The organism is Gluconobacter cerinus, from assembly GCF_025961355.1.
GTDB lineage: Bacteria > Pseudomonadota > Alphaproteobacteria > Acetobacterales > Acetobacteraceae > Gluconobacter > Gluconobacter cerinus.
This window is the reverse complement of the sequence record NZ_JAOQNM010000001.1, coordinates 2,032,824-2,058,914: the sequence shown is the minus strand read 5'-3', so window position 1 is coordinate 2,058,914 and position 26,091 is coordinate 2,032,824. Positions and strand designations below refer to the sequence as shown.

Annotated in this window: 25 protein-coding genes, 1 tRNA gene and 1 pseudogene; 16 read left to right on the top strand and 11 right to left on the bottom strand. The window is 55.1% G+C overall.

The window, feature by feature from the left end; all coding sequences use genetic code 11:
* Positions 1–36: 36 nt before the first annotated feature.
* The 4 genes from ntrX to dusB all read right to left on the bottom strand — a co-directional run bounded on the left by ntrX (position 37) and on the right by dusB (position 5,637).
* Entirely contained in the window at positions 37–1,443 is a 1,407-nt protein-coding gene (gene ntrX / locus M2305_RS09485) for a nitrogen assimilation response regulator NtrX (protein WP_264649218.1), read from the bottom strand.
* Complete coding sequence (locus M2305_RS09480) at positions 1,433–3,727, bottom strand: sensor histidine kinase NtrY-like (RefSeq protein ID WP_264649960.1); 2,295 nt, start codon at positions 3,725–3,727, stop codon at positions 1,433–1,435. The genes ntrX and M2305_RS09480 overlap by 11 nt, the downstream gene beginning before the upstream one ends.
* A 68-nt stretch (positions 3,728–3,795) precedes the next feature.
* A complete protein-coding gene (locus M2305_RS09475; protein WP_046901105.1) occupies positions 3,796–4,524 on the bottom strand; it encodes a helix-turn-helix domain-containing protein in 729 nt (242 codons plus the stop codon).
* Between the two features lie 21 nt (positions 4,525–4,545).
* On the bottom strand, positions 4,546–5,637 hold the full coding sequence (dusB, locus tag M2305_RS09470) for a tRNA dihydrouridine synthase DusB (RefSeq protein ID WP_264649217.1): 1,092 nt from the start codon (positions 5,635–5,637) through the stop codon (positions 4,546–4,548).
* 128 nt (positions 5,638–5,765) lie between these two features.
* Between dusB and M2305_RS09465 the strand changes: the two genes are divergently transcribed.
* Complete coding sequence (locus M2305_RS09465) at positions 5,766–6,575, top strand: alpha/beta fold hydrolase (protein ID WP_264649216.1); 810 nt, start codon at positions 5,766–5,768, stop codon at positions 6,573–6,575.
* 5 nt (positions 6,576–6,580) lie between these two features.
* Positions 6,581–7,426 (top strand): sugar phosphate isomerase/epimerase family protein, encoded by an 846-nt coding sequence (locus M2305_RS09460; protein ID WP_264649215.1) that lies wholly within the window; start codon positions 6,581–6,583, stop codon positions 7,424–7,426.
* 2 nt (positions 7,427–7,428) lie between these two features.
* On the opposite strand, the gene M2305_RS09455 is transcribed toward M2305_RS09460, so the two are convergent.
* Entirely contained in the window at positions 7,429–7,644 is a 216-nt protein-coding gene (locus M2305_RS09455) for a hypothetical protein (RefSeq protein WP_064275151.1), read from the bottom strand.
* Positions 7,645–7,747: 103 nt separating this feature from the next.
* Between M2305_RS09455 and M2305_RS09450 the strand changes: the two genes are divergently transcribed.
* The 4 genes from M2305_RS09450 to M2305_RS09435 all read left to right on the top strand — a co-directional run bounded on the left by M2305_RS09450 (position 7,748) and on the right by M2305_RS09435 (position 13,359).
* On the top strand, positions 7,748–8,821 hold the full coding sequence (locus M2305_RS09450) for a quinone-dependent dihydroorotate dehydrogenase (protein WP_264649214.1): 1,074 nt from the start codon (positions 7,748–7,750) through the stop codon (positions 8,819–8,821).
* 184 nt (positions 8,822–9,005) lie between these two features.
* Positions 9,006–11,384, top strand: coding sequence for a DUF3772 domain-containing protein (locus M2305_RS09445; protein ID WP_086632841.1), 2,379 nt, complete (start codon positions 9,006–9,008; stop codon positions 11,382–11,384).
* An 86-nt stretch (positions 11,385–11,470) separates the two neighbouring features.
* Complete coding sequence (locus M2305_RS09440; protein ID WP_211496718.1) at positions 11,471–11,953, top strand: hypothetical protein; 483 nt, start codon at positions 11,471–11,473, stop codon at positions 11,951–11,953.
* Positions 11,954–11,970: 17 nt separating this feature from the next.
* Positions 11,971–13,359: a glycosyltransferase family 2 protein gene (locus M2305_RS09435; RefSeq protein WP_264649213.1), complete on the top strand. Its 1,389-nt coding sequence runs from the start codon at positions 11,971–11,973 to the stop codon at positions 13,357–13,359.
* Positions 13,360–13,368: 9 nt separating this feature from the next.
* On the opposite strand, the gene M2305_RS09430 is transcribed toward M2305_RS09435, so the two are convergent.
* Genes M2305_RS09430 through M2305_RS09420 form a run of 3 tightly spaced genes read right to left on the bottom strand, consistent with a single transcriptional unit; the run spans position 13,369 to position 16,197 of the window.
* A complete protein-coding gene (locus tag M2305_RS09430) occupies positions 13,369–14,385 on the bottom strand; it encodes a zinc-binding alcohol dehydrogenase family protein (RefSeq protein WP_264649212.1) in 1,017 nt (338 codons plus the stop codon).
* 19 nt (positions 14,386–14,404) lie between these two features.
* Positions 14,405–15,589, bottom strand: a complete 1,185-nt coding sequence (ubiM, locus tag M2305_RS09425) for a 5-demethoxyubiquinol-8 5-hydroxylase UbiM (protein WP_046901097.1) — start codon at positions 15,587–15,589, stop codon at positions 14,405–14,407.
* Positions 15,590–15,594: 5 nt separating this feature from the next.
* Positions 15,595–16,197, bottom strand: coding sequence for a nitroreductase family protein (locus M2305_RS09420; protein WP_099213114.1), 603 nt, complete (start codon positions 16,195–16,197; stop codon positions 15,595–15,597).
* 175 nt (positions 16,198–16,372) lie between these two features.
* Here M2305_RS09420 and hisB point away from each other — a divergent pair, with 175 nt between their 5' ends.
* The 9 genes and pseudogenes from hisB to M2305_RS09375 form a co-directional block, all read left to right on the top strand.
* The gene (gene hisB, locus M2305_RS09415) at positions 16,373–16,969 is read left to right on the top strand and encodes an imidazoleglycerol-phosphate dehydratase HisB (protein WP_046901095.1); all 597 of its coding nucleotides are present in this window, start codon (positions 16,373–16,375) and stop codon (positions 16,967–16,969) included.
* Positions 16,966–17,358: a hypothetical protein gene (locus M2305_RS09410; protein WP_264649211.1), complete on the top strand. Its 393-nt coding sequence runs from the start codon at positions 16,966–16,968 to the stop codon at positions 17,356–17,358. The genes hisB and M2305_RS09410 overlap by 4 nt, the downstream gene beginning before the upstream one ends.
* Entirely contained in the window at positions 17,343–17,981 is a 639-nt protein-coding gene (gene hisH, locus M2305_RS09405) for an imidazole glycerol phosphate synthase subunit HisH (protein ID WP_211496722.1), read from the top strand. Before M2305_RS09410 ends, hisH begins: the two co-directional genes overlap by 16 nt.
* Positions 17,978–19,324, top strand: coding sequence for a 1-(5-phosphoribosyl)-5-[(5-phosphoribosylamino)methylideneamino]imidazole-4-carboxamide isomerase (gene hisA / locus M2305_RS09400; protein WP_264649210.1), 1,347 nt, complete (start codon positions 17,978–17,980; stop codon positions 19,322–19,324). The genes hisH and hisA overlap by 4 nt, the downstream gene beginning before the upstream one ends.
* Positions 19,318–20,079 (top strand): imidazole glycerol phosphate synthase subunit HisF, encoded by a 762-nt coding sequence (gene hisF, locus M2305_RS09395; RefSeq protein WP_099213110.1) that lies wholly within the window; start codon positions 19,318–19,320, stop codon positions 20,077–20,079. The genes hisA and hisF overlap by 7 nt, the downstream gene beginning before the upstream one ends.
* A gap of 4 nt (positions 20,080–20,083) precedes the next feature.
* On the top strand, positions 20,084–20,458 hold the full coding sequence (locus M2305_RS09390) for a phosphoribosyl-ATP diphosphatase (RefSeq protein ID WP_099213109.1): 375 nt from the start codon (positions 20,084–20,086) through the stop codon (positions 20,456–20,458).
* 11 nt (positions 20,459–20,469) lie between these two features.
* Positions 20,470–20,835, top strand: a complete 366-nt coding sequence (locus M2305_RS09385) for a histidine triad nucleotide-binding protein (RefSeq protein ID WP_046901089.1) — start codon at positions 20,470–20,472, stop codon at positions 20,833–20,835.
* A 50-nt stretch (positions 20,836–20,885) separates the two neighbouring features.
* A tRNA-Glu gene (locus M2305_RS09380) sits at positions 20,886–20,961 on the top strand.
* A gap of 235 nt (positions 20,962–21,196) precedes the next feature.
* Positions 21,197–21,886: pseudogene (locus M2305_RS09375) on the top strand (IS5/IS1182 family transposase); the annotation flags it as partial.
* Positions 21,887–22,183: 297 nt separating this feature from the next.
* Here the strand turns inward: M2305_RS09375 and M2305_RS09370 are convergent.
* The 3 genes from M2305_RS09370 to M2305_RS09360 all read right to left on the bottom strand — a co-directional run bounded on the left by M2305_RS09370 (position 22,184) and on the right by M2305_RS09360 (position 24,999).
* Positions 22,184–24,016 carry a glycosyltransferase family 2 protein gene (locus M2305_RS09370; RefSeq protein WP_264649209.1) on the bottom strand — a complete coding sequence of 611 codons (1,833 nt, stop codon included), beginning with the start codon at positions 24,014–24,016 and terminating at the stop codon, positions 22,184–22,186.
* A gap of 234 nt (positions 24,017–24,250) precedes the next feature.
* A complete protein-coding gene (locus M2305_RS09365; protein WP_264649959.1) occupies positions 24,251–24,622 on the bottom strand; it encodes a transposase in 372 nt (123 codons plus the stop codon).
* A 170-nt stretch (positions 24,623–24,792) separates the two neighbouring features.
* The gene (locus M2305_RS09360; protein WP_264649208.1) at positions 24,793–24,999 is read right to left on the bottom strand and encodes a transposase; all 207 of its coding nucleotides are present in this window, start codon (positions 24,997–24,999) and stop codon (positions 24,793–24,795) included.
* A 297-nt stretch (positions 25,000–25,296) separates the two neighbouring features.
* Here M2305_RS09360 and M2305_RS09355 point away from each other — a divergent pair, with 297 nt between their 5' ends.
* The gene (locus tag M2305_RS09355; RefSeq protein WP_264649207.1) at positions 25,297–26,022 is read left to right on the top strand and encodes an IclR family transcriptional regulator; all 726 of its coding nucleotides are present in this window, start codon (positions 25,297–25,299) and stop codon (positions 26,020–26,022) included.
* Positions 26,023–26,091 lie beyond the last annotated feature (69 nt).

Below are 26,091 nucleotides of genomic sequence, written 5' to 3'. Positions count from 1 at the left end.
GCCCTGAGGAAAAAAGGAATTGGGATCACTGCCCGTTTATCCCCCGACTGCCGGTGACGTCGAGCGTTCTTCCTGTGTGGTAACACCAAGCTGCTTCAGCTTGCGATGCAATGCACTGCGTTCCATGCAGACGAAATTGGCCGTCCGGCTGATATTGCCGCCAAACCGCATGAGCTGAACCTGTAGATACTGCGTTTCAAACAGGTCTCTGGCCTCTCGAAGTGGCAGACTCATAACGTCCGCCCCGGAGTTCAGGCGCGTCATGGACGGCGCACCCTGGCTGATACTGGACGGCAGCATGTCGGCCCGGATCGGGTCACTCCCTGAGCCCGGCATCATGATGAGCAGACGCTCCATCAGGTTGCGCAGTTCACGCACATTGCCGGGCCACTCATAAGCCTGCAACGCCGCAAGTGCATCCACGGAGAGTTCGCGGATCGGCAACCCTGAAGACTGTGCGCAACGCTCCAGAAAGTGCTTGGCCAATCCCGGAATATCTTCACGGCGCTCCCGGAGTGAAGGGATGCGCAGAGGGACCACGGCCAACCGGTAATACAAATCTTCCCGGAAGCGATGCGCCATGATTTCAGACTGAAGATCACGGTTTGTCGTGGCAATAACCCGTACATCGACCTTGAGGCGTGTGTTGCCTCCAATCCGCTCAAAAGTCTGGTCCTGCAAGGCACGAACGATCTTGCCCTGCGTCTCCAGCGGCATATCTGCCACCTCATCGAGCAGCAACGTTCCGCGATGGGCACGCTCCAGAACGCCACGGCGTGCGGGCTGGCCGTCCGTACCATCCAGACCAAACAGCTCTTCTTCAAAACGGTTCGGCGCGAGCGTGGCACAGTTCAGCGCGATGAACGGACCTTCCGCACGACGGGAGCGCGCATGAATCATCCGCGCGGCCACTTCCTTGCCTGAACCGGCCGGGCCGGTAATCAGCACCCGGGAATTGGTCGGGGCCACGCGTTCGATCTGGGCCCGAACAGCCGAAACGGCAGCCCCTTCCCCCGATAGCGTCGTCTCAGGCCCGGCCCGCAGTCGCAGCTCCGCATTTTCGCGCTGCAAGCGGGCAGCTTCCAAGGCACGCTGAACCACCAGAAGCAAACGGTCTGACTGGAACGGCTTCTCAATGAAGTCGTAGGCGCCATGCTTAAGACTGGCGACAGCCGTCTCAATGGTGCCGTGACCCGAAATCATCAGCGTAGGCAGACCTGGCTCTTCAGCCTGCATGACCTTGAGCAGTTCAATCCCATCCAGCTTGGAACCCTGCAACCAGATGTCCAAAATGGCCAGGGACGGCCTGTGTGCCCTGAAAAGCTCCAAAGCCTGATCGGAGTTCGCGGCCGTGCGGGTCGCATATCCTTCGTCGTTCAGGATACCTTCGATCAGGAACCGGATATCCGGCTCGTCATCGACGATCAGAATCTCATGTTCCATCTGTCACCCTCATGATCCGGTCTTCCTTCTCTCCTGCACCACCCAGCTCCGCCAGAGGCAGAGACAGTGTGACGAGTGTCCCGCGCCGTCCGGATGACGGATCGGGGTCCCGATCGGTGAGCTGAAGCATCCCGGCATGGTCCTCCATGATCTTTTTGACAATCGCAAGGCCAAGACCTGTGCCCTTCGCCTTGTGTGTCACATAAGGCTCGGTCAACCGGTGGCGTTCCCCAGTCGGCAGACCAATCCCGTCATCTTCTATCCCTAGCAGGACATGCCCGTCCCGAATGTGCAAGCCCACCACAATGTGTCCAATTGGCTGCATCAGGGCATCAGACGCTTTTTCCCGCAATTTTCCGCGGTCTGTCATCGTTATGGCATCTGCCGCATTCTGCAGAAGGTTTGTCAGTGCCTGTCCTATGAGTCGCCGGTCACACCGAACGATAGGCCCTGAGGGCGGCAGATCCCGCGTTTCGAACACAATGTCGGGATGAGCGTTTCTTTGCAGCACCAGCGCTTCCCGGCAGATCCGAGAAAAGTCCTCGTTCTGCATCACGGGTTGTGGCATCCGTGCAAAAGCAGAGAACTCATCCACCATCCGGCCGATATCCCCAACCTGCCGGACAATTGTATCTACAAGCTGCGTATATGTGTCTGGATCGCTCTGAATTTCTTTCAGGAAGCGCCTTTTCAGCCGCTCTGCTGCAAGCTGGATTGGCGTCAGGGGGTTCTTGATTTCATGCGCCACGCGTCGGGCCACGTCGGCCCAGGCCGCTTTACGCTGCGCTGACTGAAGCGCCGTGATGTCATCGAAGGTTACGACATAGCCGGCAACATCCGTGCCACGGAGTTCGGCCACGATCCGCACTAGAAGTGTTCGTCCGGCACCCGCACCGCCACCGTCACCAGGTCCTCCCGGGCGCTGTGCGCCATCCGTATCCACTTGAATTTCATCAGTGTGGACACGTTCAGGCGCCTGCCTTGCCTTGTCCAGCAAAGCTGAAAATTCCGGCACACTGACAGAGAGCCTCATACCGATTGCAGGTTGCAAATCCCGCTGGAGCACGACGGAAGCCGCCCTATTCGGCAGTTCGATCACCTGTCCCCGGTCCAGACCTATGACACCAGCCGACACGCCCGCCAGAACAGTTTCCGTAAATCGCCGGCGCTCATTGATCTGATCGTAAGCCTGCATCAGTTCTGACCGCTGACTTTCAAGCTGGTCGGTCATACGGTTGAAGGCGCGGGAGAGCCCCACAACCTCATCGTCCTTTTCACGGCTCGTCTTTGCTGGCACCGGAACACGCACACCCAGATCACCTTGGGAAATGCGCGTCGCTGCAAGAATGAGGAGGCCTAGCGGGTTCGCAATACGGTTGGCCAGCGCAAGCCCCGTCAACATGCCAACAGCCAAAACCAGCAGCCCCATCAGGCCGAAGATCACCACAACAGTGACCTGCGTTTTGCCCCGATTGGCAATCATGTGCTGGTAATCCTGCACGAGCTCATTGGTACGCCGCATATGCTCGAGGACATCAGGATCGACAGGTCGAGTAATGACCAGCATGAGCCCCGAATTTCCGCCCAGTGAGACAATGGCCCGCACCATGCGCTGATCAGGGCGGTTGAGAATGGCGACGTCTCCCCCGCGTGCCATCTCCACCACAGACTTGGGCGGTAAAGGCGGCAGGGTATTCATGTCCGTCTTGCCAAGAAGGCCACCAACACCCAGAACTTTGTCCGTGAGCGGATCGAAGACCTCCGCATCGGTCAAACCACGCTCGTAAACCTCATCGTCCAGCAGTTCCTGCAGACGGGATGGATTGTGGAACAGGTCTGTCCCGTGCGTGAACAGCTCATCGTTCTGAATAAGGATCAGCGTATTTGCGAGCGCAAATGCTTCTGTACGGATATTGTCGTTATGCTCCCGCAGATACCCCGCGGCTACGGAGCGGGCCTCCGTCAGGGCATTACTGACTCGATTGGAAAACCAGATCTCCACGCCGTAATGGAAGAATAGCGCTGCAACAGCTCCCACGACGATGGTCGGTGCAACAGCGACAATTCCAAACAGGGTAATGAGGCGCGCATGAAGCCTTGCACCGGCTAGCCCAAGCCGCCGTTCTGCCATCATGCGCCCGATCTGCACCACCCCTGCTGCCGTAATCAGCATGAGCATAATGAAGTCGAGCAGGAAGATGATGGCCTGCACCTGCGGACGATGCGCCAGTGACATGCCGCCCGCGAGAACAACAAAAGTCGCGAACGCCAGAATCAATGCCATGACGGTTAGAAGAACCACCCCGTTGGCGCTTGTCAGTCGTCTCAGCACACGCCCCGGAGAAAAAGAACTCACTCGTCACTTCCCTTTGGAACCGTAATATCCAGTTCCCTGATTTTCTTGCGCAACGTGTTGCGGTTCAGGCCAAGCATGGCGGCCGCGCGAAGCTGGTTACCGCCTGTTCTCCGCAGGACCATGGTGATAAGCGGCCGCTCGACTTCGCCCACCACACTGGCGTGCAAATCACCCGCGTCGTTTTCCAGCCCGGTCTCGAAATACTCAGTTAACGGCCGCTCAAGCGCTCGCGCCAGCCCCCGTGGACGCTCGTTTCCTGTCCCCGGCAGGCGGCACACCGCACTGATGCGCTCAGGTCCGAGGCGCTGCGACGGCTCGAATGCTGCCAACCAGCGATGCAGACCGCTCTGAAAATTGCCCTGCCGCAGCAGAAGGGTCAGGTCGTGCCTGCTGGCGGCAATCACACGCAGATCTGTCTCGGGACGTTCAATCTCCGAGACAAACCGGACCTGTAACGCAGGGCACAGGCAGTCGATCTCATCGACAAGCAGAGTCCCGCCCTGTGCTTGCTCGAACCAGCCGCTTTCACGCCCACCGAACAGAGCGTCTTCGCGCAGTGCACAGGGGGTAGCCGTTAGAGCAGCGACCACAAAAGGCTGCTGCGCCCGCGCACTATGCGTGTGCAGGCGACGCGCCACGTCCTGACGATCAAGCCGGGATGCCCCATACAGAAACATCGGACGGCATGCTTCATCCGCCAGCAAGGGCTCAGCCTGCATCACCATCCCTGACTAAACCTTGGCCGGTCAGGCTGCTTCACTGCATCCATCACGCGGCATGCTGCCGGCTGGTCCGTTCTCACGGTCCCGGACAACGCCTGCTTCGATGTTCCGGTCATAGAACTCTTCCAGCATGGAGATTGCTTCCGGCGCGTTATCCACACGATTAATGGCGGAACGGAATGTTGCAGAGCCGGGCAGACCGCCGGAGTACCAGGACACATGCTTGCGCGCCAGACGCAGACCGGGGCGCTCCCCGAAATGATCCAGCATCATCCTGTAGTGACGCAGGGCAATGGACTTTTCCGTTGCCAGATCCGGGTCCGGAACGTCCTGCCCGGTTTTCAGGGACTGAGCCACCTGTGCCGTGAACCATGGACGGCCATAACAGCCTCGGCCGATCATCACGCCATCCGCGCCAGACTGATGGAGCGCCTCGCGGGCATCACGGATCGTATTGATATCGCCATTCACGATCACCGGCAGACCCACGGCGTCTTTTACGGTCCTGACGAAACGCCAGTCTGCGGTTCCGTTATAGAACATCTGACGGGTGCGACCATGAACCGTTACGAGCCGGATTCCGCTCTCTTCCGCAATTTTCGCAAGCCGTGGTGCATTGAGGGAGTCGTGATCCCAGCCCATCCGCATCTTGAGCGTCACGGGAACATTGACGGCCCGTGCCGTAGCCTCAAGAATCTTTCCAGCCTGCACTTCGTCCCGCATCAGGGCGGAACCCGCCATTTGGCCGATCGCGACCTTCTTCACAGGACAGCCGAAATTGATGTCGACGAGGTTTGCACCGCCATCAACCGCAATTTTCGCAGCCTGCGCCATCGCATCCGGATCACACCCCGCGAGTTGAACCGCATTCGGGCCATTCCCGGCCGAACGCGCCATGCGCATGGTGTTCTCGTTCTCCCGGATCATTGCCCAGGATGCGATCATTTCAGACACGACCAGCCCCGCGCCAAGGTCGCGCGCAAGCTGGCGGAACGGCAGATCCGTAACCCCTGAAAGCGGAGCAAGGATCACCGGATCTTCGATCACTACGCCCTGGCCAAGATCAATGGGCGCGAGAACGCGGTTCGGGGGAGCGGAAGAGGAGGAAGCTGTCATGACACTGTTAATTTACCGATGCACTCTCTCAAGCGCAAACGCTCCTTTGCCACGAAACCGTTAACGCCCCTGAAACGCTATCGCCTTGCATCCCTTCCATACTCTGCACAGCGACGCAGGAGGTTTTCATGCCCCACATCACCGCGAGCGACGGAACACGCATTCATTACGAAGAGCAGGGGCATGGACGCCCCCTCGTCCTGATCCATGGATGGACGTTTTCGGGGCGGTTTTTCCACCGCAACGTCGAAGCCCTGTCCGAGCATGCACGTGTCATCACCATGGATCTGCGCGGACACGGACGCTCGGACAAACCAAAACACGGTTACCGCATCGCAAGACTAGCCGCAGACCTGCGAGACCTGATTGGTGCATTGAACCTCAAGGATGCGACCGTTCTGGGCTGGTCCATCGGGTGCCCCGTGATCTGGTCCTATCTGGAACTGTTCGGGCAGGATCGGCTCAGAAGCGCCATTTTCGTTCAACAGACGCCGAAACAGTATTACTCTCCGGACTGGAAGCTGGGTCACGCAACCTGTTACGATCAGGCCGGTCTGGCTTACCTTCAGCAGCAGGTTTTTCTGGATGCTGAAAACTTTGACCGTGGCAATCTGGCAGACTGCCTGAGCCAGGACATTCCAGAAGACGAGAAAACTTTCCTGCTTCGGGAAATGGCCGCCAGCCCGGACTATGCCCGCGCCGCCATGATGGCCGATCACACCACACAGGACTGGCGGGACGTTTTGCCGCACCTCAACCTGCGATCCCTTATGATGGTCGCGGAGAAGGACAAAATCCTGCCCGCAGGGGGGCCAGCCTGGGTGGCCGATCATATGCCGAACTGTGAAGCCGTTTTCTTCAAGGATAGCGCGCATATGGTCTTCATTGACGAAACCGAAAAATTCAATCGGACCGTTATCGAGTTCCTGAAAGGCTGATTCCGATGTCCCTGCCCTTTCTGTTCGGCATGAACGAATTTACCACTCAGCCCTGGTCCTTCGAAGAAGACGTCGCACACTACAAAGAAGCAGGCGTACAGGCCATCGAGATCTGCGAAGCGAAGCTGGACCCCGCACGCATCCATGAACAGATGACTCTTGCTGCAAACAGCGGCATGACCATCAGCGCCATTCAGCCTTCTGTCCGTACCTTCTTCGACAGCAAGATGGCCCCCGAACCAGCCGATCCGGCCCGGCGCGCAGCACGCCTCAGGAAAAGCCTTGAGACTCTTGCGCCCTATGCGCCGGGCACCGTTTTCGTCACCAACACAGGTGCTCCACCCAATGGGAACATGCATCGCGTCATGGATGAGACTGCACGTTATCTGCGAGATTTGTGCCCGCTGGCGGCTGATCTGGGCGTTTCCCTGTCGCTGGAACCGCTAAATCCCACATCGGTCAATGTTGAGAGCGCAATATGGACGATAGAGCAGGCCCTGGAGATCATTGATGGTGTTGGTCACCCAGCGATGGGCCTTTGTCTGGATTACTGGAACATCTGGCAGCAAGACGACGTCTGTGGCGCCATTCGGAAAGCTGGCAAGAAAATTAACGTTCTTCAGGTGAGCGACTGGCGGACGCCATATTCTGCCACGGATCGGCTCATTCCCGGCGATGGCATCATCCCCCTGCACGACATGCTTCACGCCACCTGGGAGGCGGGCTTTCGTGGAGCCTGCACCGTCGAAATTTTCTCGTCAGATGTTCCGGACAGTCTTTATGACGGAGATCTCGAGGCTCTTATCAGTCAGTCACGCAAGGGACTGGAAAATGCCTGGAACAAGGCCTGACATCAGCCAGTCGGACCAATTTCCAGCCGATGCCGGGTCATGCCAGCATCCGTGATCACAAAACGACCGTCTTCGCGCAGGCGAACGAACCCCATGCGCTCAAGGCGCTCGAGGCAGGGCTGATCGCGTAGACCTGTCGGCCGCCCTGCATCGCCGCAAAGCAGAAGTCGGTGCAGGGTCGAGCGGCAACATGTTTCTAGATAGGGTTCTTCCCACATTGTTTCGCGTCTATCGCGTCCCCATGCTCCCGCCAACCCCTCTCCCCTCACGTTCTGCCCCACCACGTGCACGCTGCTCAGGTTTGCGATAAGGGAAAGACTCATGATTGATCTTGGAAAACTGGCCACGCCCCTCCTGCATCGCTTCGATCCGGAGACGGCGCACGAGCTTGCCATAAACTCCATGGCCCTTGGGCTGGGAGGGTCTGCTCCGAAAGACGTACCAGCACTTGCCACCCGCGCTTTCGGACTCCGCTTTCCGAACCCAATTGGTCTGGCTGCTGGTTTCGACAAAAATGCGCGCGCCGTTCGCCCCTTGGCCAAACTCGGATTCGGCCATGTGGAAGCGGGCACCGTGACACCACGACCGCAATCCGGGAATCCCCAACCGCGCCTGTTCCGCCTGCCGGAAGACGGCGCGATCATCAATCGCATGGGGTTCAATGGCTGCGGAATTGACCGGTTCTGCCGCAATCTCGCACGCCTGCATCGCCCGATGCCTAATGGCCGCACACGCGGTGCGACAGTGCCTCTGGGCGCGAACATCGGCATTAACAAGATCGGCGCAGAGCCTCTGCGGGATTATCCGGAACTCGTCTCCCGTGTCAGTCCCTATGTGGACTACGTGACGATGAACCTGTCCTCACCCAACACGCCCGGCCTGCGAGACCTTCAGTCCGCCCAGATGCTGACGGACCTGCTGAGTGCCATCAACACGCGCAACCCGGATCGCCTGCCTCTGCTGGTCAAGCTGGCCCCGGACATGGACGACAGCTCCTACGAGCCCATTCTTGAGGCTGCCATTGCGGGCGGAGCACAGGGACTAATCCTGACCAACACGACAATTGCCCGCCCAGCAAGTTTAACGAGCACCTTGGCAGCCGAAACCGGTGGCCTGTCGGGCAGACCTCTGGCGTCCCGGTCGCGTGAAGTTCTCAAGGTTGTCTCAAACGTGAACCAGGGCCGCATCGCGCTCATTTCCTGCGGTGGTATCGAAACAGGAGAAGACGTGCTCGACCGTATCCGCATGGGGGCGGACATGGTCCAGATCTACACGTCTTTCGTGCTCCAGGGGCCCGCTCTTCTCAGCCGCCTTAAGACAGAACTTCTGGATGCCATGCGTCGGGACGGGTTCGAAACCATTGCAGACGCACACGGGGCCGCTCTTTCCGTCTGAAGCCTGCGTCTCGTTTCAAAAAACGTTATCAATACCAGCGCCTTTGCCCAGTCTGGCAGAGGCGCTTTCTTTTTGCTCGCCAGCCGAAAAAGACACCGATCGTCGCCTCTGCAAGGCTTTCCTGAACCTTGTGGCTCTTCAGATCGTTAAAACCCAACATCAAAACCAGGAGTGAAAGCCCCACATGCAAGAGCCCCACCTCACAGGGCCGGAAACCCGCCGGCGAACCCGCTTTACGTGCAGAAGCGCTTTCCTTGCCCTGACGCTCTTGTGTGGCGTACCGATCACAGGCCATGCCGCCCCAGCTGCGGCCCCACAGGCAGCAGCACCGACAACAACTCAGAAAGCCGTTGTGGACAAGAACGGCGGTCTGGGCTGGACGGCCGTATCGGATACGATTAACCGACAGCTTGAAGACAGTTCAGCAACGCTGAAACAGATCCTCAATGTTCTTAACCGGACAGACGCCAATCTTGGCAGTACCGAGTTGGACAATCTGTCTGCGCGTGCTCAGCGTGTTCAGCAGAATACGCAGGATGCACTGACACAGATCCAGAACTACGACGACATCACGGACTCCTATCTTCAAATTCTTGGGCCCAAGGCCGCAGAGAACGAAGACCCGTCTGTCACGGAACAGCGTGCGCGACTGCAGCAGAACTCTCAGGGTGTGAAGTCCGCCCTGATGCGATCCAAGCTTTACAATCTTCAGGCCAAGCAGCTCAATTCCGCCATCGCCACGCGTCGGACACGTCTGCAAAATGCTGCTCTGTCTGAACGGACAGTATCTCCGCTGGCGCCCAAATTCTGGCATGCCCTCCTGACAGAACGCCCGGAAAACAAGTCGTCGCTCCATGAAGACGGCGTACTGTCAGCATGGATGATGCTCCTGATCGGCACGGCGGGAACATTGTTCCTGATCGGGATTGCGTCTCCTGTTATTCTGCGCCTGTTAAAGCGTGCGGGGGCGAAATTCCGCTCATCTGCAGAAACCGGCGTGAAGGATGCACTCGCAAGCAGCATCATCGCCATCACGCTTAATGGTATTCTGTGTGCCCTTCTGGGAGGAATTACCTGGCTGATCTGGAGCGCTGCCGTACTCGACGCAGATGGCGGCCCCATCGCCGCCGTTCTGGGCGAGAGCCTTCCAATCTGTGGCTTTATCATCGGGGCCGGGCTTCCGGTTTTTGGACGAAAAGGTGTTCTGGAGGGCAACCCTAACGAACGCCGTGCCCTCCGTGGTGTAGACTGGATGCTGGCACTCAGCATTCTTGTCCTGAACCTTCTTCGCTCTTTCCGCGCTCAGGATGTCTTCGGCCCCACGCTTCAGACCGTCCTGGAAATGGCGTTCTCTCTGGCGATTGGCATCTGTGCAATCGACACCTTCCGCCGGTTGGGCAAGCAGGACGATACACGCCAGTTCGCACCCACCGCGCTGGGACTGTCTTCCCTGATTTTTGGCATCTCGCTCATCGCTGTGCTGCTGGGATATGTCTCCTTTGCATTCTCCCTGAACGGCTGGCTCCTGTCATTGGGAACGGGTCTGGCCGTCGTTGTGCTTCTGGGTCTGTGCTGGCGTAGCATTCTGGATCATCTTTTTGATCCAGAGGGCCGCTTTAGTGCACGTCTGCACCCGCTCGGTCTGTCCTCGCGCCGCCTCACGCAGATCGGTGTTCTGCTTTCCGGCATCGGGAACATCCTGCTGCTGCTGCTGCTCTTCTCGATCGCCCAGACCGACGGAAGCTTCAGCATGGGCGATATTGGCAGCCGCCTGCGCCTGCTGTTCGTCGGCAATACCATCCATGGCGTAAAGATCTCGCTTGATACGGTCGTTCTCTGCGTCGTTCTGGTAAGCGTCGCTTACTACATCATTCGCCAGACAAAACACTGGATCAGAGATCGTTTCCTGCCCACCACGCAACTTGATATCGGTGCACGGACATCCATCCTGAGCATTTTCACATACTGCTCGTGGATCCTGGTTGGCCTTGGCATTCTGTCCATTGCTGGCCTGTCTGTTCAGAACCTCACCTGGGTGGTGAGTGCGCTGTCGGTAGGTATCGGTTTCGGCCTTCAGTCCATTGTACAGAACTTCGTCTCCGGCATGATCCTGATGGCAGAACGACCAGTTCGGGTCGGGGATATGGTGGAAATTGCGGGCGCCAAGGGTGACGTTAAGCGCATCAGCATCCGGGCTACGGACATTGGCCTTGGCGATGGCTCAACGCTGATTGTTCCGAACTCGCAGTTTATCACGTCCAGCGTCAAGAACTGTACCCTGTCCGGCTCAACAAGCGCTCTGACACTGAACTTCAAGGTGCCAACCACGACCGATCTGGAAAAAGCCAAATCCCTGCTCATTGAGGTGGCGGCCCAGCGCTCTGAAATTCTGTCCAATCCCGCTCCTGTGGTGCGGATCAGTGCGCTTGCAAGCTTTAGCCTTACCATGAGCCTGACCGTTCGGATCCTGTCTGCCCGAGATGCATCCGCCATACAGGATGCAATCCTTTTCGATGTTTTCCGCCGCTTCAATGCGGAAAATGTCACACTCACAACTGCCTGATATTTCTGAACGCCCCGTGGAAAACCTCGCTTTTCCACGGAGCGTCTTTTAAGGTGATGAGTGTCTGAACCGCAGGGACACAGACCATGCCGCCATCACATATTTCCGAACAGAACAGCTCTGGGCAGCTTTTCCATCTGCCCATTCGGGCACGTATGCTCGCCGTCAACGAAGCTGCTACTTATCTGGGATTGTCACTGCGCCGTTTGAGACTACTTTCCATGCTCGGAACAGGCCCAGAGCGCGGTCATATGCCGAATGGGAAGCCCGCGTACCGACGGGAAGACCTCGAGAACTATCTCGTTCACCTCTACGGCAAAGCTGATATTTCCAGCACTGAGATGGCTCGCCGCAGAGCAGAATACGCCAATCAGCGTAATTCCAGCCTTGAGCGCTTGCAGACAGATCCAAAAGCTACTCTTCCCCCACCGGACCCCTTCATGATGATGGCCACGAATGGGGAAGTATGCCAGCATATGGTGTTCTTCATCCTGAAGGTCATGGCCATTTTTGGCTTTATCCTTCTGTGTATTTCACCCACACCGCTCCTGCGTACCCACTTCAACTGAGTCGAAATTAGCCCCGTATGAAAGTTGCCGTTGTTGCCATCGTCCGCGATGAGGTCTCTGATATCCTCTGGTGGCTCGGCTGGTATGTCAGTCTTGGCGTAGATACCATCATCGTCTTTGATGATGGCTCAAAGGACGGCACGGATCGTATTGTTACCGATGCGGCGTGTGTGCACGATATCCGGCTTTATCGCATCGAGAGTGCTGGCGGATCTCATACGGAAAGACACCGGAAAATCCATGCAGAAGCTCTTGAACATCTTAGAGACGAATTCGACTGGATTGGCTTTCTGGATGTTGGCGAATACGCGTTGCTCCCAACCCACAACACGCTCCATCAATTCTTGAATGAAATAGGTGGCGATGTTGGCGCAATCGGAGTCAATTGGCGCGATTACGGTTACTCAGGCCATGTTACGAAGCCCCACGTGGCCGCCTTCCACACTGGCCCATACCATAAAGCTGAAAGCAACATAAACGGTCCCGCTAAGTCTTTTGTCCGCCCCAGGTGCTGGAGCGGACAATGGTCCAATGTGGATTATTTTGATGTTGCACCATATCGTTACGTTGATGCCTTAACTCAGGATACAGTGTCCTCCGATACGCCAGACATTACGAAAAATCGTTTACAGAGCGACAATAACGTTCGGCCTGATTCACATGGCATCGCAGAAGCCAATCGCGGTGACATATACGGTCCGAGCACCCGAGATAAAACTAACGCGATGCAAGATTGGGTACGCCGCGTCATACGACAAGGATATGCGCGTGTTCTTGATGCTCTGCCCAGTTCAGACCAACTGACACCTCTTCCGCCATCGGTACCGACACTGCATGTATTTTCAGTCTGGTCCCATGAAGGAAATTGTATCTGCGTCAGAGACACGAAACTGGAAGTGGCGGACAAATCGCCAATAGTCCGTTCGCTTCTTGCAATCAGGATCGGCGAAGCTACTTCCAGAGTTTTTCTCACTACTATCGGAGCAGATGGCAACCCGATATCAATCAACCCTGATGGTAATCCACATTTGCTCGACTTTTTATCTTACGATACGGTTTCCACAAACGAGCATCGGTCTGTGGCGTTACGCCAGACAGGCAACAATTTTTTCCTGAGCGTAACTTCTGAAAGTCTAGACGGGAGCGTTCCGTCAGACAGTCAGACTTTCAAAGACGCCGAGATCTTTCAGTTGCGGCCGTTTGAAAATACAGCTGTATCAGACGACATTTTGAACGGACCGACGCTGAGCTTCGCACGCGCCGCATTGTCTCAGCCTGTCTCTCTCGCAACCATCAGCGCACTGGCCAAGAAAGATTTGCGCCTGACCGTTTCCGTTCTCCCCCTCCTGATGGACTTTCTAGAGGATGCAGAGCGCGAGATGCTGGAAGCCAAACTTCCAGCGTGACAGCAAATTTTAGTCCGGGAAGCCTGACAGCACGACTTTCCCAATTCCTGTGCCACTCTCCAGAATTTCATGCGCAAGGCGTAGATTTTCCAGCGTGATAGGGCCCAGGGTCTGATGCAGAGTTGTCCGGAGCAGACCAGCATCCACCAGCGATGCAATCTGCCCAAGAATACGCCCTTGCACAGCCATGTCCGGCGTATTGAAAGCTGGGCGCGCAAACATGTATTCCCAATGGACGGACAGTGATTTCCGCTTGAAGGGCATAATATCAAATTCGCCCGGATCATCGATCATCGCCAGCGCACCCTGCGGGGCCAGCGCACGCACAATCGCGTCTTTGTGCTGCCCGGTTGCCGTCAAACCGGCCACATATTGCACATGCGGAAGACCAATACGGACGAGCTCCTGATCGAGCGGTCGACGGTGATCGATGACATGATGTGCGCCCATGGATTTGCACCATTCCACGGTCTCAGGCCGGGATGCAGTTGCAATGACCTTCAGGCCAGTCAGGCGACGCGCGATCTGCGTGAGAATGGACCCGACGCCTCCCGCCCCGCCGACAATCAAAAGCGCATCCGGGCTTTCCATTTGCCCGGCCGTGAGACCCAGACGGTCAAATAGCAGCTCCCAGGCCGTTAAAGCAGTCAGAGGCAGAGCCGCAGCTTCAACATCCGTCAGGCTTTGCGGAGCACATGCAACAAGTCGCTCATCCACTGCCTGAAAGTGGGCATTACTGCCCTGACGAAGATTACTGCCAGCATAGAAGACACGGTCGCCCGCACGAAACCCACGAACCTGGCCACCCGTTGCCACAACCCGGCCTACGGCATCGTAACCCAGAACGCGCGCCTCTCCTTCTGGAGGAGCGACAGACCGGAGCTTTGTATCAACCGGGTTCACGGAAACAGCCGAAACTTCGACAACAACATCCCGCGGGCCCGGCTCAGGGGTCGGGATATTCAATTCCACGAGCGCATCTGTTTCTTCGATGCGGGTCGCACGGGTGTGTCCGAAGGCTTTCATCACGGGCTCCGCAGGGTACTCAGGAATTACGATCCATCAGCATGCTTGTCACAGCTGACTTGAAGGGAAGAAGACGGTTGGCAACGGCCAGGCCCAACTTTCTGGCAGCCAGAAATGGCGTCTCGTCACGCGTATAGACTGTCGCGATTGCGTTGGTTGCAGCAAACAGTGGCGCCGTCGCCATACGATGCGTACGGGCGAACTTTGAGAGCACAATGGGTGCCCCCGCATCTCCAGGACCATCAGCGATGGCACGCGCGAGCGTTTCCTGTCCTTTAAGACCCAGATTGAAGCCATGCGCTGTAATAGGATGCATCCCCACGGCAGCATCCCCAATCAAGGCAAAACGCGGCGCATGAAAGCGATGAGCATAGACCGCTTTCAAGGGATAGGAGCACCGCGGACTCTCCAGCTCCATGGGACCCATACGTCCCTGCGTTCGCTCCGTGATCTCGGCGTTGAATGCGTCGGCGTCGAGCGTCTTCAGACGCGCAATTTCATCGTTTTCCAAGGTTAGAACGAGCGAGGACGAAGCCCCTTCACGCCCGTCAGGAGCGATTGGCAAAAGGGCAATTGTCTGTCCCTCGTCAAACCACTGAAGCGCAGTATGAGCGTGACTTTCTGGATGATGCATCCGACAGACCAGAATGCTCCGGCCAAAATCATGAACGATTGCACCGATGCCCGCATTGTCGCGCAATCGCGAGAAGCGTCCATCTGCTCCGACCAGAAGATCAGCAATCAGTTCCGTACCATCTGTCAGTGTTACAGCGGCGGACTGCGCGTTATGTCGTGCCGTCTCAATCCCTTCCCCGGCGCGGATTTCGAGGCCCGGTGTCCGCTCTGCCACACGATACAGAGCCCGGCGAATCAGATGATTGGCAACAAGATATCCCAGTGCATCAGGGCCATCAGCTGGCGCATCGAACAAAAGCGGCGGACTGCCAGCCGTGCCGGTTTCAATGCGGGCCGTGTGCATGGGGCAGATGGACGTTGCTGGAATCTCAGCCCAGGCTCCTGCATCTTTCAGCCAGTTCGCGGCGTGATGCGTCAGAGCAATTTCTCGCCCGTCAAAAGGCGGATCAGCCAGCACAGATACTGGCGAGCGCTCAATGACACAGACCCTGCGGCCATCCCGGGCAAGAGAAATGCCACAAGCCAGACCAACCGGGCCGCCACCCGCAACAATCACATCATACCGCATTCTGTTCAGCCTGCGTCTGCATCGAATGTAATGGGCTCGCCTTTCCAGACTGCCATATAATTTTCGATGTCCGGGCGCTTACGACCCTCGACCGGCTTTTCCGGCGTTCCGACGAACAGGAAACCTGCAAGACGATGCGGATCTTTTAATCCCAGCGATTCGAGAAGCGCCCGGTCTTCGCAGAAAGGTCCCGTGACCCAAACCCCACCAAAGCCTTCGGCGTGCAACGCGTTAAGAACATTCATCGCACCGGCAGCCACGGACATTTCCTGCTCGATGACCGGGATCTTGCCATCAGGAACAATATGCATCCCCAGAGCGATAATCATGGGCATGTTGGAGAAACGATCCCGTCGCTTTTCCTTCTTGGCAGATGGAGCATCAGGCTCCTGCCGTTCCATGGCTTCTAGCACCACCTGGGCAAAGGCCTCCCGATGCTTTCCTTTGATGACCGTGTAGCGCCACGGTCGCATCCGGCCATGATCCGGCGCTCGCAAACCTGCAGACAGGATATTGCGAAGCTGCTCGCCCTTGGGGGTCGGCTCAACGAGGTTATCGGTCGAGGCGCGGGAGAGAAGGAAGTCGAGGGAGGAGTGATGATGTGCCATGGTTCAGATATGGCGCGATCAGCCTCATCCGCCAAGGGGGCGACAGAGTCTCGCCCAAACTCTTGAAGACAGGTGACAGTCTTCCCGTTCTGCGGCACTCTAGGACCCTTCTTTTTCATCCTTTATCTCAGGGACAGCGTGGAAATAACCCTCCCGCTGGTGTAGCAGAACCACCATGACCGAACCCCGTCACGCCCGTCTGCACCGCGCGACAAGCGAAACCGATATCACCCTTGCCCTGTCTCTTGATGGGCAGGGACGGTCAACCGTGGACAGCGGCATCGGCTTTTTCGACCATATGCTGACGGCACTCGCCAAACATGGCGGCTTCGATCTGGAATTGCTCGCCAAGGGTGATCTGCACATTGACGGGCACCACACGGTCGAAGACGTCGGCATCGTGTTTGGGCAGGCCTTTCGTCAGGCGATCGGGGACAAGCGCGGCATCGAGCGCTTCGGTCATGCACTGGTGCCGCTGGACGAAGCCCTGTGCGAAGCCGTGGTGGATATTTCCGGCCGCCCCTATCTGGCATGGAACGTGGTTTTCCCACGCGAGAAGATCGGCACGATGGATACCGAACTTTTTGAAGAATTCTTCCGTGCTTTTGCAATGTCGGCGCACATCGCGCTGCACCTGACCTGCAAGGCAGGAACAAACGCCCACCATATTGCAGAAAGCGGCTTCAAAGCGGTGGCCCGGGCCCTACGCGTTGCCGTCTCGATGGATCCCCGTGCGGCGGGCGCCATTCCCTCCACCAAAGGCGTCCTGTGAAGCTTTTCACGCCCTGTACGGACCCCGCCTCATCGCGGCCGCTGGGTTTGCCTGTCATGGTGCAGAACGGTTTTTCCTGGCGTGTCATGTTTTTTGGATGGCTGGGCCTTCTCACTTATGGCGCCTGGATCTCCGGACTTATTGCCGCAGCCGTATCCATCCTGCTGCATATCTTTATTGCTTCACGGTGGGACATTGCGATTATCGTAGGTATTCACGCTGTCCTTGCCACGTTCACGGCAGAAATCCGTCTGTGGGAAATGCGCCTCAATGGCCGCCAGATGGGCCTGCCAATTCCTGCCCCAAGCAAGGACATTGCGCTGATCCGCTGGGCGGACCGGCACACATCACCTGTTAGCCCCCCGGAGTTCCCATGCGCGTCGTCGTAATTGACTATAATGGTGGCAATCTTGCATCGGCCGCTCAGGCCGCCAAAAAGGCTGCGGCATTGCGTGGCCTTGACGCAGACGTCACCATTACGCGCGATGCGGAAGCCATCCTGAATGCCGATCGCCTGATCCTGCCGGGTCAGGGCGCATTTGCCGATTGTGCCGCAGGCCTCGGGCCGGATCTTCGCAATACTCTTGAGACTGCAACGGCTAAAGGCACGCCTTTCCTTGGCATCTGTGTGGGCATGCAGCTCATGAGCGAATATGGCCTGGAGCATGGCCGTACCGAGGGACTGGGCTGGATTTCAGGCAATATCCGTCGCATGGATGAAGCCGCCAATGCAGGTCTGCGCCTGCCCCACATGGGCTGGAACACGCTTGATTTCAAACCGGGCGCACATTTGCTGACGCAGGGCCTGGAGCCCGGAATGCACGGCTATTTTGTTCATTCCTATGCCTTGCATGACGGGCATGAGGACGAACTGGTGGCGACCGCACAGTACGGAAATTCGGTCCCCGCCATCGTTGCGCGCGGTAACCGGTGCGGAACACAGTTTCACGTTGAAAAAAGCCAGACTGTTGGCCTGACCATCATGGGCAACTTTCTGAGGTGGACGTCATGACCGTTGTTTGCGAACGGGTCGTTTCATCCCTCTCGCCCGATGACATGGAAGCGCTCTGCGAAGCGGTAACGGCGGGCATTCTGGATGGCGGCGGTTTCGGCTGGCTTCAGCCGCCCGGAAATCAGGCTCTGGAGCGTTATTTCGAAGGCCTGCTTCTGGTGCAGGAGCGCAGCCTGTATGTGTTGCGCGAAGACGGCATCATTTGCGGTGCAGGACAGCTTGTGCGTCCGCCTTCCAGCTATGAAGCCCATGCCGCCACAGTCAATCTGACAGGCTTCTTTGTTGCACCCTACGCCCGAGGGCGAGGACTGGGGCGCGCTTTGATTCAGGCCATGATCCAGGGCGCAAAAGCCATGGGTAGCAAAGTTATCAACTGCGACGTGCGTGAAACGCATGCTGCTGCCATCGGGCTGTTCCGGTCGCTCGGTTTTGAGCACTGGGGCACCCATCCCTATTATGCACGGATCGGAGGCCAGACGGTGCGCGGACTTTTCTTCTCCAAACTACTCGCCGGTGAACATGAAGCGGTCCGCTGGCAGTCCAGCATTGCTGCACCGGATGCCGGCGGCGCGCCTGTTTCCTCCGAGACCACCAAAAGCCAGCAGGGCCTGATGCTCTACCCCGCCATCGACCTGAAAGACGGCGCCTGCGTCCGGCTTCGCCGCGGCGAGATGGAAGATGCCACTCACTATTCCGACGACCCTGCGGCACAGGCCAAGCTGTTTGAAGAAGCAGGCTGCCGCCATCTGCACGTCGTTGACCTCAATGGTGCTTTCGCTGGAAAATCAACGAATGTGCCAGCCATTGAATCCATCGTGAAAGCTACTGGCCTGCCGGTGCAGCTTGGTGGCGGCATCCGCGATATGGCCGCCATTGAGCGCTGGCTGGAAGCAGGCGTTTCTCGCATCATCCTCGGTTCCGTGGCGGTAAAAGACCCGGAACTGGTTCGACAGGCCGCACGCGCCTTCCCGGGCCAGATTGTTGCTGGGATCGACGCCCGCCAGGGCCGCGTTGCAACAGAAGGCTGGGCAGAAGTTTCGGAACTTGAAGCCAACGATCTGGCACTCCGTATGGAAGATGCAGGCGTTGCCGCTATCATCTTCACCGAAATCACCCGCGACGGGATGCTGGCCGGGCTTGATCTCGAACAGACAGCAGACATGGCGCGCCGCCTCTCCATTCCCGTCATTGCAAGCGGTGGCGTCGGCACCCTTGATCATCTTCGGGACCTGCGCGCTATTGCCCGCGACGTACCGGGCATTTCCGGCGCCATCGTCGGCCGGGCGCTGTATGATGGGCGTATTTCCCTCAAGGACGCCCTGGACGTACTCGGTTCATGCTAAAACTCCGCGTCATTCCCTGCCTTGACGTCAAGGACGGTCGCGTCGTCAAAGGTGTGAATTTCGTCTCCCTGCGTGATGCAGGTGATCCGGTGGAGCAGGCCAAGCTTTACGATGCTGCCGGTGCTGATGAGCTGACATTTTTGGACATCACGGCCAGCGTCGAAAATCGCGATACCATTCTGGATGTCGTCCGCCGCACGGCAGAAGCCATCTGCCTCCCCCTGACGGTAGGTGGTGGCGTTAGGACCTGTGAGGACATGCGACGCCTGCTTCTGGCTGGCGCCGACAAATGCGCCGTGAATTCAGCGGCGATCACGCGTCCGGAACTGATCCGCGAAGCCTCGCAGCGCTTTGGCAGCCAGTGCGTGGTCGTGGCGATTGATGCGCGATCGAATGGTCGCGGTGGGTGGGAAGTCTATGCCAAGGGCGGCCGCGAACCCACTGGGCTGGATGCTGTGGAATGGGCCAAAAAGATGCAGGATCTGGGCGCAGGAGAAATCCTGCTCACCAGCATGGACCGTGATGGCACGAAGTCTGGTTTCGATCTGGATCTGCTCAGAGCGGTCTGTGGTACAGTGACCATCCCTGTGGTTGCATCCGGCGGCGTTGGCGAATTGCATCATTTTGTTGAAGGCGCGCAGGTTGGCGCAAGCGGCCTGTTAGCCGCCAGCGTCTTCCATTTCGGACAGTTCCGCGTTGGGGACGTCAAACAGGCACTGAATGAGGCCGGCCTTCCGGTCAGACTTGGAGAATAAGGCAATGGCAAAAGCAGCAAAGCCGGAAGAGCGCAAAACGACACCGGCCAGAGAGCACGTGCTGGAGCGCCTGTTCGAGACCGTTCAGTCCCGTCGCGGCACAGACCCGACGCTGAGCCATTCAGCGCGTCTGATGGCCCGTGGTCGCAACAAGATCGCCCAGAAATTTGGCGAAGAAGCTGTTGAGTGTCTGATCGAAGCCGTTAATGGCAATCGCAAGGAACTCGTCGGGGAGAGCGCTGACGTTCTTTATCATCTCATCGTCATGTGGGTGGACGCAGGCGTCTCTCCCGACGATGTCTGGACAGAGCTGAAGCGTCGCGAAGGCACAAGTGGGATTGCCGAAAAAGCGTCGCGCCCCAAGGAAAAGCTTGGTTAAGGGACAAAGCCATGACGTACGACCACAGTAATATCTTTGCCCGCATCCTCCGTAAGGAGATCCCGTCCCGCACGGTTTACGAAGACGACTACGCGCTGGCCTTTCACGACATCGCCCCGCAGGCACCTATCCATGTGCTGGTCATCCCCAAAGGGCCATATGTCTCCATTGCGGACTTCAGTGCGACAGCGTCCGCCGATGAAATTACTGGCTTCTGGAGAGCGGTCGCAAAAGTGGCTGAAGCGGAGGGTCTGACGAAAGACGGTTTTCGCCTTATCAGCAACTCCGGCGCCAATTCAGGCCAAGAAGTTCCTCACTTCCACGTCCACCTTTTTGGCGGCGCGGCACTAGGCCCTTTGCTTTCGCAAAAACTGTAAAATAGTACTTGCAAACCCAGAGGGCCTCTTCTATTAACGCCCTCGCTCTGGTCCCATTCGTCTAGAGGCCTAGGACACTGCCCTCTCACGGCGGCAACAGGGGTTCGAATCCCCTATGGGACACCAATTTTTCCAATGACTTAGCAGTCATATAGCGAAATGATTGATCGTTTTTGGGCCCAACTGAGGCTCACCATCAAAGACAAAGTCGCAATTGCCAAAATTAACAATGCCACAGAACGTCCGCTTCTAGCAGGCGTCAAGTATCGCGGTGAGAGCCAGTATTGAGCTCGCAAGCAAATCGCCGCTGACTGGATACTACATCCACCAGACTGTCCGTGAAGTGGTCGAGCGCTATTTGCGCAAACATCTACCTCAGGTGGGTGCGACTAAAAGGCTGTTTGACCGGTTTGATGCCACTCTGCGCAGCGCCGGTCATCTACCAATGTAAGGTTTGCTCCTAGACGCTACATTAGTGGCGGGCTCCACAAAACTGGCAAGACAAGCCGTCAAAGCGATTCCACAAGAACAGGCATTCGCGATGGGCGCTGAAGTTCACGAAAGCAAAGCGACATAAAGATGGGACCATGCCATCCACTGATCGCGCCATTCCATTCTTTGGCTACAAATCCCATTTCGCCATCGACCGAAAGCTTCCGCTGGTCCGGAAATGAAAAACAACCAATTTCGCCGCCGGTGATGGCGCACGATTAAGAGAGGACTTACTGAATAAAAACAACGATGTGGGCCGAAACAGCCTACCGCTTAAAAGCCAATGAAGCCCTTATAGGAACGTAGGGCGTTGTGTTGAGAGTCCACAGGAAAAAGCCCGACCCCAAAGCCATGCCACGACATATCCCAAGATCCAACTTCGGGAAATCCGTTATCTGGTCTCATGTTGAGCATGTCTTTGCTGGTCAGAAATCACAGACATCGCTCTTTGTCCAAGCGGCAGGCATCGCTCAAACCACCATGAGGATCGGGCTGGCCAATATCCGGCTACAACATGCCCCACTTTCTATTCCTCAAGAGAGTAAGCTCCGCAGCGTAGCAGGGCAGAGCCAATGCATTCCGCTATGCAATAGACGCAGTTCGAAAATCAATTTTAGAAACCAGCAATCAACACGTTAAAATCGCGGAATCAAAAGAAAGAGGCGCCAATCAACGTTTCGTCGATCCCTTCAACTGCAGAGGCCGCAGCATTCCGCGCCTCAATGAAAAAGCCCGCTGAATCATGAGCGTAACGCCGCTTAGCAGGCAGCCCATGGCCCAGAACTAAATCGTGACACACCCAAAGCTAAAGTAAGACCTAACAGCTCCGCAAGAATCAGGACCACAAATACAAAATTTAATTTCCCCGATCTAACCCCTCGCTCCAAATGTTATATAATTTCCTCCACTTATTTTTTTTATCTTGAGATACGTCAGACAATAAAATTACATCTAAAGAACTTCTTACTAAAATAGCTACTTTTTCGGAAAAATTTTTATGTATGCTGTCATTAATTTTTTTTACATTTTGGATTTTTTCCAAATTTAGAATCTCTTCTTTTAAGTTTATACTCCATTGGTGGCTGCCTTCATATTTTTCGGTTTCCTGGTCATCAAAAAATTTGAGAAAATCCGCCAGAAAGCGAGGCTCAAAATATTTTTCTCTGCGCGGATCCCCTATTCCGCCCCGCGGACGAGAGCTTTTCCATACAAATTCCTCAAAAGATTTATAAAAATAGTGAGAGACCCATGCGTCGTTTTCCAGTATTGGACCCGAGTAAGATCTTATAAAGCCTCTACCAGTTTCATGACCTGTTGGTTTAAAAATTTTTCCCGATGCGTTAAGTGTTATGCCGATATGTTCATAATTCCAATGAGGGTCATGGGCATGCGCAAACGAACACATGTTTGTTCTAAAAATAGTTTTGACTGCGTTATTTTTTTTGGGCTCTCGTCGTGCGCAGCGCTCAGTTAAGGGCGTTTCACTGTAAGAAATCTGCGAGTCTGAAGTAACCATTATCCATGACAGAGCTATAGCATCAGCACCACGAGATTCTTGCAGATACAAATATGAGTTTATATTTGAGAATTTATTTTTATCTATTGTAATAAATTCGTCAAAGTCGACGACTGCTAACCACCTATAGTCAAGCGTTTGCGGCAACATTGATAAGGCATAGGCATAAGCTTTGCGCTGTTGATTCATCATAGCTTGCGGATTTATGTCTATCCATGTAATTATACCCGCATCAGCCAAAGCACCTAATAAGTCATCTGATCCATCAGAATTGTTATTTGAGCATATAAAAATATGATCAAATCCAAGCATACGATACCATGCTACCCACTCCAGTATGTAACACCCTTCGTCACGGATACAGGTTAAGACTGCAGATCCATAGCGAGGTTTGATAAAACTCCTCGCAAAACCATTTAAAACAAAGCCAAACGGTGGGGCCGCCTCCTCCCCAAAGTCAATTTTTCCCAAAAAATCAGTTGCTTCATTAAGTTTACGCCGAGATAGACCTTCCCTATTTTCAGCCCACTCTACTAAATCAGGCAGGGCAGAGTTAATCCATAGATCACCTTCCATACCCTCCCGAACTTGCAATAAAATATCACTTCTAGATAATAATACTCTCGACAAGTCCTTTATTTCTTCTTTAGGCATAAGCCTAGCTATAGGAAGAAATGAATCAAGAAAATATTCTTTATTTATATTATTAATAAATTGTTCAAAAGAATAAAACGTTGGTAAATCATCTAAATATTTAAATATAAATTGAAAAATCATTAATCTATCTGGAAGGCATGAGGAATTTACTTCCGAAAATTTTTCCCAATTACTATAAAATCTTCTATTACATCTAATATTAGATTTATATACACTTTCAGATGACAAATATAAATCTGCCATAGGGTGACGAAGTGATATAATTTTATTTCCGGTACTTAAAATTCTATAAGATAAAATCAGCCCACATTCTGGATCATCATCTACATATATAACTTTACCGTCTTCTGAAAACAAAAATATGTAGTTAGGGTGAATTTCCTTATACACCCCAAATAATTTAATACTTTCTGAGTCACCTGGACTCGAACGAACGAGTTTTCTGCTTTTTATATCGACCCTAATAAAGTCTCCAAAATGTGTCTTTAATTCTATTACATTCAATTTTTGATCCATTATAAATATCTTGCCAAATTATTAATAAATGTAATTCACTTTATATAATAATAATAAACTCGTCAATGGTGAATTCCAATAAATTCGAGTTTGTAAAAATCTCCTTGTCTTGAAAGCGTCTTTTTGATTCCAATTTTTAAATCGTAATCGTCAGAAATAAAAGAACTGGGTATTCGATGTCGAATAGCGTGCTTCTTGCCCGATATGCTTTAGCATGTTGACAAAAGGCCTGTCTCAGAACCTTGCAGGGGCGAGGTCGAGGAAACTGATGAAGGACAGGGCAGTCTTGTCGTAGCGGGTCGTGATATGGCGCACCTGCTTGAGCCGGTTGAACATCAATTCAATGCGGTTGCGGTCCCTGTGACGCTGCCAGTCTATTTTCTGTGGAGCACTACGGCTCTTGCGTGGCGGAATGACCGGCAGGATTCCATGGATCAGCAGATCCTGACGGAAACAGTCACTGTCATAGCCCCGTCGGCCAGCATGGTTTTGGGGCTCGGGAAAAAGTGGCTTCATTAGGGTATCTGTGGCTTCGTAGTCCGAGACCTGTCCTCCAGTAGGGACAAAGCCCAGAGGGCATCCCTGAGTGCCATATCGAGCATGGATTTTGCTCGTAAAGTCACCACGTGATCGACCAAAAGCCTCCGAATGAGCTTTATTTCTGCTCCAGCGGCCTGTGAATGGGCACGAACCACGGTGCTATCGACCATATGCGGCCAGTTATTGGTCGGTCCAAGGTCTACCAGGGTTGCAGCAGGGCATCCCATACGCCCTGTTCAGCCCAACGGCGAAACTGGAGATAAACCAAGTTCCATTTGCCATAGCGCTTCTGCGCCCCGCCACGGACAACCAACACGCAGAACATACAACATGCCGTTGAGAAACAGGCTATCTCTGGCTGATCGAACCCAACGTCCGCGTTCTGAAGGGAGAAGAGGTCCAATCATCGACCATTCCTGATCCGTCAGATCGCCTCGTGCCATGCCTGTTCTCTTTGCCCATTATCCCACAGCCAGAAAATGAATCAGATCTTGCCCCAAACCAATACGTTTTTTGTCAACGTACCCTATAGCACAGGGATAATCTTTTTTTTCTTCCAGAATATTTCTGAAATTTATAAAAAATTCCCGCTGTTGTCTGTTATCCAGTATAAATCTCTTAACTCCATTCTTTTCCAAATCAACCGACCCTGAATCCGTAATACTAATCGTTCATTAATGAAGAATGTCTTTTTCTCATGCTCCTTTACATTCACCTTTCAGAAATGGTGAAACCGTTTGATGGGAAAGTCACCAAAGCTTATTCAGTCCATCGAGCGGTCTGCCGCCCTGCTCGAAATCATTGCGCAACAGGGCGGAGGCGCAAGGCTAAAGGACCTCGCGACAATTTCTGGGCTTGGGAAAACGACCGCCCACAATATTCTGCAAACCCTTGAATATCTGGGCTATGTCCACCGCCGTCCGGGAGACATGCGTTATCATTTAGGTGGCCGAATTCTGAATTTGGCCCGGATTGTGGGAGATGATCACCTTCTGCGAGATAGAGTACGTCCCGTGCTTGAGATCATTGCGCAGGAAAGCGATGCAACTGTTTACCTCGGTGTCCCAAGTGGCGATGAAACGGCTTATCTCGACATTCTGGACTTGGAAGAGCCAAATATCGCTGCCTCTCGCCTGATGAGCAGGGAAAAACTCGAAGGATCAGCTGTGGGTCTCGTGTTCCTCGCATTTGTTCCAGGTCTAGGGCAACGCGTCCTGACCACGCGATCCAATGCTCTCAATGATGCGACACTGGCAGAGATCGAGAATGTCCGGATCAAAGGGTATGCGCTTGATCTGGAAGCCTATCATCCAGGCATAAACGCAGTTGCCATTCCCTTGAGAGAAAGCGGCGAAGTCCGAGCCAGTATAGCTGTTGCCGGCCCGGCGCAGAACTTCCCACGCCATCGCTTAATCCGCTTGGCATGGATCATGATGAAGCATGTGGAACGCGCAAATATCCAATAATGCTGAACTCGTGCCGTTTGAAGAAAGACAGCGTTCCCTTATTCATCGGGGACTGACGCAGTAACTTTT

Bases quoted from the DNA above. Each gene is read 5' to 3' on its own strand.
- ntrX (WP_264649218.1), bottom strand. From the start codon at position 1,443: ATGGAACATGAGATTCTGATCGTCGATGACGAGCCGGATATCCGGTTC.
- M2305_RS09480 (WP_264649960.1), bottom strand. From the start codon at position 3,727: ATGGCATTGATTCTGGCGTTCGCGACTTTTGTTGTTCTCGCGGGCGGC.
- M2305_RS09475 (WP_046901105.1), bottom strand. From the start codon at position 4,524: ATGGTGATGCAGGCTGAGCCCTTGCTGGCGGATGAAGCATGCCGTCCG.
- dusB (WP_264649217.1), bottom strand. From the start codon at position 5,637: ATGACAGCTTCCTCCTCTTCCGCTCCCCCGAACCGCGTTCTCGCGCCC.
- M2305_RS09465 (WP_264649216.1), top strand. From the start codon at position 5,766: ATGCCCCACATCACCGCGAGCGACGGAACACGCATTCATTACGAAGAG.
- M2305_RS09460 (WP_264649215.1), top strand. From the start codon at position 6,581: ATGTCCCTGCCCTTTCTGTTCGGCATGAACGAATTTACCACTCAGCCC.
- M2305_RS09455 (WP_064275151.1), bottom strand. From the start codon at position 7,644: ATGTGGGAAGAACCCTATCTAGAAACATGTTGCCGCTCGACCCTGCAC.
- M2305_RS09450 (WP_264649214.1), top strand. From the start codon at position 7,748: ATGATTGATCTTGGAAAACTGGCCACGCCCCTCCTGCATCGCTTCGAT.
- M2305_RS09445 (WP_086632841.1), top strand. From the start codon at position 9,006: ATGCAAGAGCCCCACCTCACAGGGCCGGAAACCCGCCGGCGAACCCGC.
- M2305_RS09440 (WP_211496718.1), top strand. From the start codon at position 11,471: ATGCCGCCATCACATATTTCCGAACAGAACAGCTCTGGGCAGCTTTTC.
- M2305_RS09435 (WP_264649213.1), top strand. From the start codon at position 11,971: ATGAAAGTTGCCGTTGTTGCCATCGTCCGCGATGAGGTCTCTGATATC.
- M2305_RS09430 (WP_264649212.1), bottom strand. From the start codon at position 14,385: ATGAAAGCCTTCGGACACACCCGTGCGACCCGCATCGAAGAAACAGAT.
- ubiM (WP_046901097.1), bottom strand. From the start codon at position 15,589: ATGCGGTATGATGTGATTGTTGCGGGTGGCGGCCCGGTTGGTCTGGCT.
- M2305_RS09420 (WP_099213114.1), bottom strand. From the start codon at position 16,197: ATGGCACATCATCACTCCTCCCTCGACTTCCTTCTCTCCCGCGCCTCG.
- hisB (WP_046901095.1), top strand. From the start codon at position 16,373: ATGACCGAACCCCGTCACGCCCGTCTGCACCGCGCGACAAGCGAAACC.
- hisH (WP_211496722.1), top strand. From the start codon at position 17,343: ATGCGCGTCGTCGTAATTGACTATAATGGTGGCAATCTTGCATCGGCC.
- hisA (WP_264649210.1), top strand. From the start codon at position 17,978: ATGACCGTTGTTTGCGAACGGGTCGTTTCATCCCTCTCGCCCGATGAC.
- hisF (WP_099213110.1), top strand. From the start codon at position 19,318: ATGCTAAAACTCCGCGTCATTCCCTGCCTTGACGTCAAGGACGGTCGC.
- M2305_RS09390 (WP_099213109.1), top strand. From the start codon at position 20,084: ATGGCAAAAGCAGCAAAGCCGGAAGAGCGCAAAACGACACCGGCCAGA.
- M2305_RS09385 (WP_046901089.1), top strand. From the start codon at position 20,470: ATGACGTACGACCACAGTAATATCTTTGCCCGCATCCTCCGTAAGGAG.
- M2305_RS09370 (WP_264649209.1), bottom strand. From the start codon at position 24,016: ATGGATCAAAAATTGAATGTAATAGAATTAAAGACACATTTTGGAGAC.
- M2305_RS09360 (WP_264649208.1), bottom strand. From the start codon at position 24,999: ATGGCACGAGGCGATCTGACGGATCAGGAATGGTCGATGATTGGACCT.
- M2305_RS09355 (WP_264649207.1), top strand. From the start codon at position 25,297: ATGGGAAAGTCACCAAAGCTTATTCAGTCCATCGAGCGGTCTGCCGCC.